This is a genomic window from Rhizobium sp. SVR5-9E (assembly GCF_056755095.1).
The window spans coordinates 1-7,782 of record NZ_JBNDHS010000159.1 but is presented as its reverse complement, the minus strand read 5'-3'; the positions used below and the strand labels follow the sequence as shown (position 1 = coordinate 7,782).

The 7,782-nt window shown below is 59.1% G+C and carries 8 protein-coding genes and 2 pseudogenes; 5 read left to right on the top strand and 5 right to left on the bottom strand.

Going from position 1 to position 7,782, the window contains the following annotated elements; genetic code table 11:
- Positions 1-520: 520 nt before the first annotated feature.
- On the bottom strand, positions 521-748 hold the full coding sequence (locus tag ACPYOJ_RS33215; RefSeq protein ID WP_481420044.1) for a hypothetical protein: 228 nt from the start codon (positions 746-748) through the stop codon (positions 521-523).
- A 182-nt stretch (positions 749-930) separates the two neighbouring features.
- Between ACPYOJ_RS33215 and ACPYOJ_RS33210 the strand changes: the two genes are divergently transcribed.
- Both ACPYOJ_RS33210 and ACPYOJ_RS33205 read left to right on the top strand, forming a co-directional pair.
- Complete coding sequence (locus ACPYOJ_RS33210; RefSeq protein ID WP_481420043.1) at positions 931-1,182, top strand: hypothetical protein; 252 nt, start codon at positions 931-933, stop codon at positions 1,180-1,182.
- A gap of 281 nt (positions 1,183-1,463) precedes the next feature.
- Positions 1,464-2,442 (top strand): annotated as a pseudogene (locus tag ACPYOJ_RS33205) (IS5 family transposase).
- Between the two features lie 81 nt (positions 2,443-2,523).
- On the opposite strand, the gene ACPYOJ_RS33200 reads toward ACPYOJ_RS33205, so the two are convergent.
- Together ACPYOJ_RS33200 and ACPYOJ_RS33195 are read right to left on the bottom strand one after the other, a co-directional pair.
- Positions 2,524-2,994, bottom strand: a complete 471-nt coding sequence (locus ACPYOJ_RS33200) for an Hsp20/alpha crystallin family protein (protein WP_481420042.1) — start codon at positions 2,992-2,994, stop codon at positions 2,524-2,526.
- Entirely contained in the window at positions 2,987-3,418 is a 432-nt protein-coding gene (locus ACPYOJ_RS33195; RefSeq protein WP_481420041.1) for an Hsp20/alpha crystallin family protein, read from the bottom strand. Before ACPYOJ_RS33195 ends, ACPYOJ_RS33200 begins: the two co-directional genes overlap by 8 nt.
- Before the next feature lie 412 nt (positions 3,419-3,830).
- On the opposite strand from ACPYOJ_RS33195, the gene ACPYOJ_RS33190 reads away from it, so the two are divergent.
- From ACPYOJ_RS33190 to ACPYOJ_RS33180, 3 genes are all read left to right on the top strand, one after another.
- Positions 3,831-4,748, top strand: coding sequence for a DnaJ C-terminal domain-containing protein (locus ACPYOJ_RS33190; RefSeq protein WP_481420040.1), 918 nt, complete (start codon positions 3,831-3,833; stop codon positions 4,746-4,748).
- Positions 4,745-5,095, top strand: a complete 351-nt coding sequence (locus ACPYOJ_RS33185; protein WP_481420039.1) for a chaperone modulator CbpM — start codon at positions 4,745-4,747, stop codon at positions 5,093-5,095. The genes ACPYOJ_RS33190 and ACPYOJ_RS33185 overlap by 4 nt, the downstream gene beginning before the upstream one ends.
- Positions 5,096-5,167: 72 nt before the next feature.
- Positions 5,168-5,437 carry a hypothetical protein gene (locus ACPYOJ_RS33180; RefSeq protein WP_481420038.1) on the top strand — a complete coding sequence of 90 codons (270 nt, stop codon included), beginning with the start codon at positions 5,168-5,170 and terminating at the stop codon, positions 5,435-5,437.
- Positions 5,438-5,695: 258 nt separating this feature from the next.
- Here the strand turns inward: ACPYOJ_RS33180 and groL are convergent.
- Positions 5,696-7,325, bottom strand: a pseudogene (groL, locus tag ACPYOJ_RS33175) (chaperonin GroEL).
- A gap of 57 nt (positions 7,326-7,382) precedes the next feature.
- A complete protein-coding gene (gene groES / locus ACPYOJ_RS33170; RefSeq protein WP_481420037.1) occupies positions 7,383-7,679 on the bottom strand; it encodes a co-chaperone GroES in 297 nt (98 codons plus the stop codon).
- Between the last annotated feature and the right edge of the window lie 103 nt (positions 7,680-7,782).

The window sequence follows — 7,782 nt, the reverse complement described above, 5'->3', positions numbered from 1 at the left end:
ATCAGCGCCAGCGTTAGAATGCTTTCCATGATCTCTCCTGAATGTTCCCGGCTGACCCACTTCGCGCCGTATATGAAAGGGCGGCCAACCCCGGAGCGGCGGCGCGGGCTCTTCACCCACGAGGCCATTGTCTTGTCGCCGGGGACAAGTCGGAGTCTCCGCTCCGTTCAGAAATTGCTGGTTCACCCAGATACGGGATCGAGAACGCCTATGGACAAACAGATGGTAACAACTACCTGTCCAATAGGCCTCGGACGCGTAACTTTTGGAGGACCAAGTCATGAATCGAAACATGATCATTGGAGTCGTGGTTGGTATCATCATCATAGTAGCTTTGATGATGTTTTTCGGACGCGAGCGACCAGGCGGGACCGCAACCGCTCCGGGCTCGCCGCCCGCTTCTACTGAGACCACACCGCCTGCTAACCCCGCACCAACCACACCAGCTCCTTCAAACTGAAGCGGCTCGCTCTCCAATGAAAAGCCCGCCTCCGGGTTACGGGGCGGGCTTGTGATGGCATCAGTCGGCTGGGGTGAAATCGAGATAGTATGAGCCGCCGACCACGAAGGCCTTGGCCGCGTCGGAGTTTACCGTCCCCATCTCAACCTTGCCCCAAGGCGTGTACTTGAAGAACTGATCGTTTTCGGCGCTGCCGGATGTGACCGGCTCGAAGGTGAGTGAAAAGCCACCCTGGTTTTCGTTGCGCTGGGTCAGCTTGAACTTTGCTCTGCATACGGGTGCGCTCATGCGTCTTCTCCTTGTTTGCCGGGAACCGCCGGACACGGATGTTGATTTTTCCGCCCTCGAATGAGGAAGCAAAAATGAACATCGGAAAGGTGCGGAGGCGGGCCCGAAACAAATGGGCCTGCTTCGCGTTTATCCTATAGGCGCTACTGCTTACGGGGCGCCATAAGTGAAAGGAGGACATCATGTCTTCCGACCTCCCCTACATGCCATACGACCGCCGCGCAGAAGGGAACGGCACATGGACGGTTTTTGATGCCATGACCGGACGTCCTCTCCTCGGGCATAAGCCGGCGGCTAGGCTGACTGCTAAGGATGCAACCGAACTGATGGACATCAACCGGAATACGGTTGCGCCCGCATGGCGTCGTCTCCCCAGATATGCAATTCAGGGACTTCCAGAACAGAAAAGCCGCATGAATCGCGATCAGGCATAATGAAAAACCCGCCACCGGGTGGTGACGGGTTGTGGTGGTCGGGAAGGCCAAGGATCATTTTGCCCGAGGGCAGCCCTTCCTTCGCAGATTGGCGGGTCGCGCCGCCTTCCCGATATCATTGAGGCATTGCCTCGAATCCGTAGTGAGGGCGGGATAGATGTCACCCTCTCGGCTTGCCGCCATCGAGCATCCCGATGGCACTCCACTGGCTTTGGTGCATCGATCCTTTTTCAATGGTTTGGAAGTAGGCCTGTTGGATCGCAATCAGTCTGATCCGAGCCATGCCGTTCAAACATAATGCCGCCCGCCGCCATCGCACTGGCAAGATGAAGTTCAAGGTGACAAACTGGCGGGAATACGAGGCAGGTCTTCGCGGGCGTGGTAGCCTGACATTATGGATAACGCCGGAAGCATTGGCCGGATGGCATGCGCCCCGGCGGAGAATCCGTGGCGGCCAGCGGCGGTATTCCGATCTTGCCATTGAAACAGCCCTGACACTGGCTTGCGTGTTCAGCCTGCCCCTTCGCCAGACCGAGGGGTTCATAGGGTCGATATCTTTTTGGGACTGCAACTGCCTGTCCCTGATCATACGACCTTGAGCCGCCGGGCACAGCGGTGGGAACGAGCCGGAAGACTGCCGTCGATGCCGGACGGGCCAATCCATATCCTGATCGACAGCACTGGGTTGAAAATATACGGCGCTGGCCAATGGCTGGAAGACAGGCACGGCACCAGATCGCGGCGCAACTGGCGCAAACTCCACCTGGCGGTGAACGCCGGTAACGGTGACATAGTCGCAGAAACATTGACCGACCAGAACACCGACGATCCGGCGCGGGTGGAGCCATTGCTCAATCAGATAGATGGTGAGATTGGTCAATTCACAGCCGACGGTGCCTATGACGGCAAGCCCACCTACCGGACCGTTCTTGAACACAGCGATACCGCCAACATCGTCATTCCACCTCGTTCGACGGCGGTGGAAAGCAATGGCGATACGGGGCCGCCTGATCAAAGAGACAAGCACATCCGGCGATCGCAAAAGACGGTCGGCTGAAATGGCAGGCAACCACCGGCTATGGCAAGCGCTCATTGGTCGAGACCGCGATCGGTCGATACAAGAACCTGATCGGTCGACGCTTGCGGGCTCGTTCGTTTCCGGCTCAGCAGACCGAGGTTGCCATTGGCTTCATCGTGCTCAACCGCATGCTGGCATGTGCACGTCCGAACTCTGCCCGCTGCCAAGAAAGGCAGGCGTAATCGCCAACATCAAAGAACCGATTGCGTCCGTTGACAATTCCAGCTGCATTCATGCACCAGCGCCTTGCGCAATCCTCTCCGTCAGGAAACTGATCTCACCTCGATCCGCTTTGCCACCGCCTCCGGAGCTCTCGGGATGGCGAGGTGAAGCACACCGTACTTCAAGTTCGCCTCAATTCTATGGATGTCGAAATCACCGGAGAGAGTGAACTGCCGCTCGAAATCGCCAACCCCGTACTCGCGATAGGCCTGGCTGTAGCCCTCGGGGGCGTCCTCTTCGACGCGGCCATAGATCGACAGCACCCGCTTCTCCAACGTGACCTCCAAACCCTCCGGGTTCACGCCGGGCAGATCCGCAACGAGGACAAGGCCGGTTTCGGTCTCGTAGATGTCAACTCGTGGTACGAAGACCGGCCTCTCATGGGTCCGCTCGCCCGCGTCCTGCTCCGCGGACAGCTTGCCCCCCAGCTCCGGTTGGCTAGTCAGCGCGGCCTGAGACTGCTGCTTGCTCTCGCCCTTAGTTCCAGCTTTCGTGGTCTCTCGCTTAGCCATGATCCGCCCCCTTGCTCGCCTTCACATTAATACGCCTGGGTTTGTCCTCTTCAGCTCGAGGAAGATCCAGAGTCAGTACGCCATTGACGAGATCCGCTTCAACCTTGTTCGGGTCTACCACAAACAGCAATGACACGGTCCGCACAAACCGGCCCCCACGACGCTCACGCCGGTGATATCCTTGGGCTTCCTCAGTTTCGGTGTGCCGCTCTCCGCTGAGAGTAACCGAATCTCTGTGAATCAAGATGTCCAAGTCTTCTGATCTTACTCCAGGCAATTCGGCGGTGATGATGACGCCGTCCTGGTTTGCGAAGACATTCACCGCCGGGAATTCCAGCGCCCTTGCGGCGCCCCGGCTCACTTCGTCTTGGAAGCGGCGTATGTTGCGGAAAGGATCTGCGCCGTATAGCATTCGTGCGACCATTGTCTCCTCCTCAGAAGGCCGCCCCACAAGGCCCTCGGCTTGCCTCGATACCACGTGGGCCATCGCCGCTCTTCACCGCCGGATGGCCTGACGTGTTGAAGATTGCTCCCAAAGGGCGGGTTTCGCAAGATCGAACCCTCTTGACATACTTCGCCATTTGCCCCCCTCTCGAGGAAACGTTAAGTCGCTGCTATGGCAATCGAAACCGGGCGATCATGGACGGGCGCGCCCGTGGTGCAACGGCCCACCATCGACACGATGATCGTCCGGACTCACTTTGGCAAATGTCGCTGCATGCCGTGCGTAGGGCGTGAATGATTTGGCGATTGCGGTTATGCTTGCGGCACCGCCCCAGGGGGTGGGGGCGGAATGGTCGATATGATTGAGGCGCGGTTGCGATGGGATCAGGTGCATGAAGGACCCGTACGAGACGCTCGGCGTAACTCGCTCTGCGACTGACAAGGAGATTAAGGACGCATTCAAGAAGCTGGCGCGCAAGTTCCATCCCGATCTGCATCCGAGCGACAAAGAGGCCGAAGCTAAGTTCAAGGACATCTCGGCTGCCAGTGACCTGCTCAAGGACAAGGAGAAGCGGCGGAGGTTCGATGCGGGCGAGATCGATGCCAGCGGAGCGGAGCGATCGCACGAGCGGTTCTATCGCGACTTCGCCGACGGGCCCGTCTATGCCACGCATGCAGCGCAAGACGGGTTTGCCGGTAACGAGGACCTGGAAGATTTTCTGGCGCGCGCGTTCGCGGCGGGGGGACAACGGTCACAGGGCACTTTGCGGGCGCGCGGCCAGGATGTGAGTTACGTGCTGCCGGTTCGGTTTCTGGAAGTGGCCAACGGCGCCGCTCGCACGCTTATGCTGCCTGAGGGCAAGATGCTGCAGGTGACTATTCCGGAGGGTGCGGACGACCGGCAGATGCTGCGGCTGAAAGGTCAAGGAATGCCGGGCTTCGGCGGCGGGTCGGCGGGAGACGCCTACGTTGAGCTTCATGTCGAGCCGCATCCGTTCTTCCACCGCAAGGACGATAACATTCACGTGGAGGTTCCGGTCACTCTGAAGGAGGCGGCGCTGGGCGCGCGAATCGAGGTTCCGACCATAAGCGGCCTGGTGACGATGACTATCCCGAAGGGCTCGAACACGGGCAAAGTGATGCGACTGCGCGACAGGGGCATTCGCAACCGCAAGACCGGGCAACGCGGACATCAACTGATCACCCTGAAAGTCGTTCTGCCCGCAGTCGACGAGCCTGAGCTGACAGGGTTCCTGGAGACCTGGCAGCCGAAAGTCGCACAGGAACCGCGCAAGGAGATGTTCACATGATGCGCGTTGATGACCTTGTTACAGCGATAGCTGCGCTGCAACGCAGCGATCTCGAAGCCTGGATCCGCGACGAACTTGTTGTGCCGCGGCAGGAAGTCGGATCGTTGCTCTTCACGGAGATGGAATGCGCTCGTGTCCGCCTGATCTGCACGCTGCGCTATGAGCTCGAGATCGACACGGACACGCTCCCGGTCGTAGTGTCGCTGATCGACCAGCTCTACGACACCCGCCAGCGCCTGATGTCACTGACCGCCGCCATGGCGGCGCAGGACGAGACCGTTCAGGCCGCGATCATCGCTGCGCTGGAGCGGGATGAAGCGAGTTCTGCGGCACGAAATGTGACCTGATCCGCCAAACGTTGGACCTGCGCCGTGCTCGCCTGCGCGTCCTCGGCCAGCTTGATGATCTCGGACAGGGCGGTGTCCTTTCCGACGCGCGTCGTCGTGAAGCACAACAACGAAGCAGCGCAGGTCATCGGCGGTGCTGATGGCTGCGGCTACAAGCTTGACGATGAGAAGCTTACCGCTTTCCTGGACAAGATAGCTGACCTCGACGCAACCTCGAGGATGCAATTCACCAGTGCCCGAGGCATGCAGGCGAAGGTGATCAATTCGATGGTCGAGACAGAGAAGAAAGCCCAGTGCGCACTTCAGGCCAAGAAGGCCCAAAAGTACGGCATCACTCCCTAGCCACTGCTCAGCCAATCGTTCATGATTGCATGTTGATGCTCGACAGGGCGTCCTGGAGATTTCGCTTTGCGCGTCGTGCGCGACGGGCGAGCCTTAGATTGTGTGTCATGCATGCCGTCAATACGGGCGAGCAGCCTCGGCAGAAAAAGATCGGCGCTTCACCGCCCGTTCTTGATTTATGTCAAAACCTCCTAGTCCACGAAGCGCTATCCCATCGACAGTGCGAAGATTAATTTCATTTCCAGAGACTGGAATTGATTACATCATACCGCCCATCTCAGGCATGCCGCCGCCCATCGGAGGGTCCTTCTTCGGAAGTTCGGCGATCATGGCTTCGGTGGTGACGAGCAGGCCGGCGATCGAAGCTGCGTCCTGAAGCGCCGTGCGGACGACCATGACCGGGTCGATGATGCCCATGGTGATCATGTCGCCGAACTCGCCGGTCTGAGCGTTGTGGCCCCAGTTGTCAGTGTCGTTTTCAAGGATCTTCCCGACAACAATTGAGGCTTCGTCGCCAGCATTCTGAGAGATCTGTCGAATCGGAGCTTGAAGCGCCTTGCGGATGATGTTGATGCCGGCGTTCTGGTCTTCGTTGTCGCCCTGGATATTGAGCACCACGGAGCAGCGCAGCAGAGCCGTGCCACCGCCAGGTACGATACCTTCCGCAACGGCAGCGCGGGTCGCGTTGAGTGCGTCGTCAATGCGATCCTTCTTTTCCTTCACTTCGATTTCGGTGGAACCGCCGACGCGGATGACGGCAACGCCGCCAGCGAGCTTGGCAAGACGTTCCTGCAGCTTCTCGCGGTCGTAGTCGGAAGTGGTTTCTTCGATCTGAGCTTTGATCTGGGCAACGCGGCCTTCGATGTCGGACTTGGCGCCAGCGCCGTCGACGATCGTGGTGTTTTCCTTCCCGACAACGACCTTCTTCGCGCGGCCGAGCATGTCGAGGGTAACAGACTCGAGCTTGATGCCGAGGTCTTCGGAGATCACCGTACCGCTCGTCAGGATGGCGATGTCTTCGAGCATGGCCTTGCGGCGGTCGCCGAAGCACGGAGCCTTGACGGCAGCAATCTTCAGGCCGCCGCGCAGCTTGTTAACGACGAGCGTAGCGAGATGCTTCGCCTTCGACGTCTTCAGTGATGATGAGGAGCGGTTTGCCGGACTGGATAACTGCTTCGAGAACCGGGAGCATAGCCTGGAGGTTCGAAAGCTTCTTCTCGTGGATCAGGATGTAGGCGTCCTCGAGCTCTGCCACCATCTTTTCCGGGTTGGTGACGAAGTACGGGCTCAGATAGCCACGGTCGAATTGCATGCCTTCGACGACTTCAAGTTCGGTTTCGGCGGTCTTGGCTTCTTCAACCGTGATGACGCCTTCGTTGCCGACCTTCTGCATAGCGTCGGCGATATAGGCGCCAATTTCCTTCTCGCCGTTTGCAGAGATCGTGCCGACCTGTGCGACTTCTTCCGAAGTGTTGATCTTCTGGGCCTTGGCCAGCAGATCCTTGACGACTTCAGCAACGGCGAGATCGATGCCGCGCTTCAGGTCCATCGGGTTCATGCCGGCAGCAACGGCCTTGCCGCCTTCGCGAACGATCGCCTGGGCGAGAACGGTAGCAGTCGTGGTACCGTCACCGGCGATGTCGTGGGTCTTCGAAGCAACTTCGCGGACCATCTGGGCGCCCATGTTTTCGAACTTGTCCTCGAGCTCGATTTCCTTGGCGACGGTGACGCCATCCTTGGTGATGCGCGGAGCGCCGAAGGATTTGTCGAGGATGACGTTGCGACCCTTCGGGCCGAGCGTGACCTTCACGGCGTCAGCGAGAATGTCGACGCCCTTGAGCATCTTTTCGCGCGCGGTGCGGCCAAACTTGATTTCTTTAGCTGGCATTTTGAGAACTCCTGAATAGAGTTGTTGGCGATTTCGGGTAAAGAGCGACCGGCTGGATCAGCCGATGATGCCCATGATGTCGGCTTCCTTCATGATCAGAAGCTCTTCGCCGTTGATCTTGACTTCCGTGCCGGACCACTTGCCGAACAGAACGCGGTCGCCAGCCTTGACGTCCAGCGGAACGACCTTGCCGGACTCGTCGCGAGCGCCGGAACCGACGGCGACGATTTCGCCTTCCTGCGGCTTTTCCTTGGCGGTGTCCGGAATGATGATACCGCCTCGGGTCCTTTCTTCGGACTCAACGCGGCGAACGACGACGCGGTCGTGAAGGGGGCGGAAATTGGTGCTTGCCACTGTCTAATCCTTTGATGATCCGCCGGTGCCCTGTTCGCCCGGAAGGGCGGCATATTTCGATCATTCCGGCAGCGTGGCTTTCGGAAAACGATGGCCTTCCGGT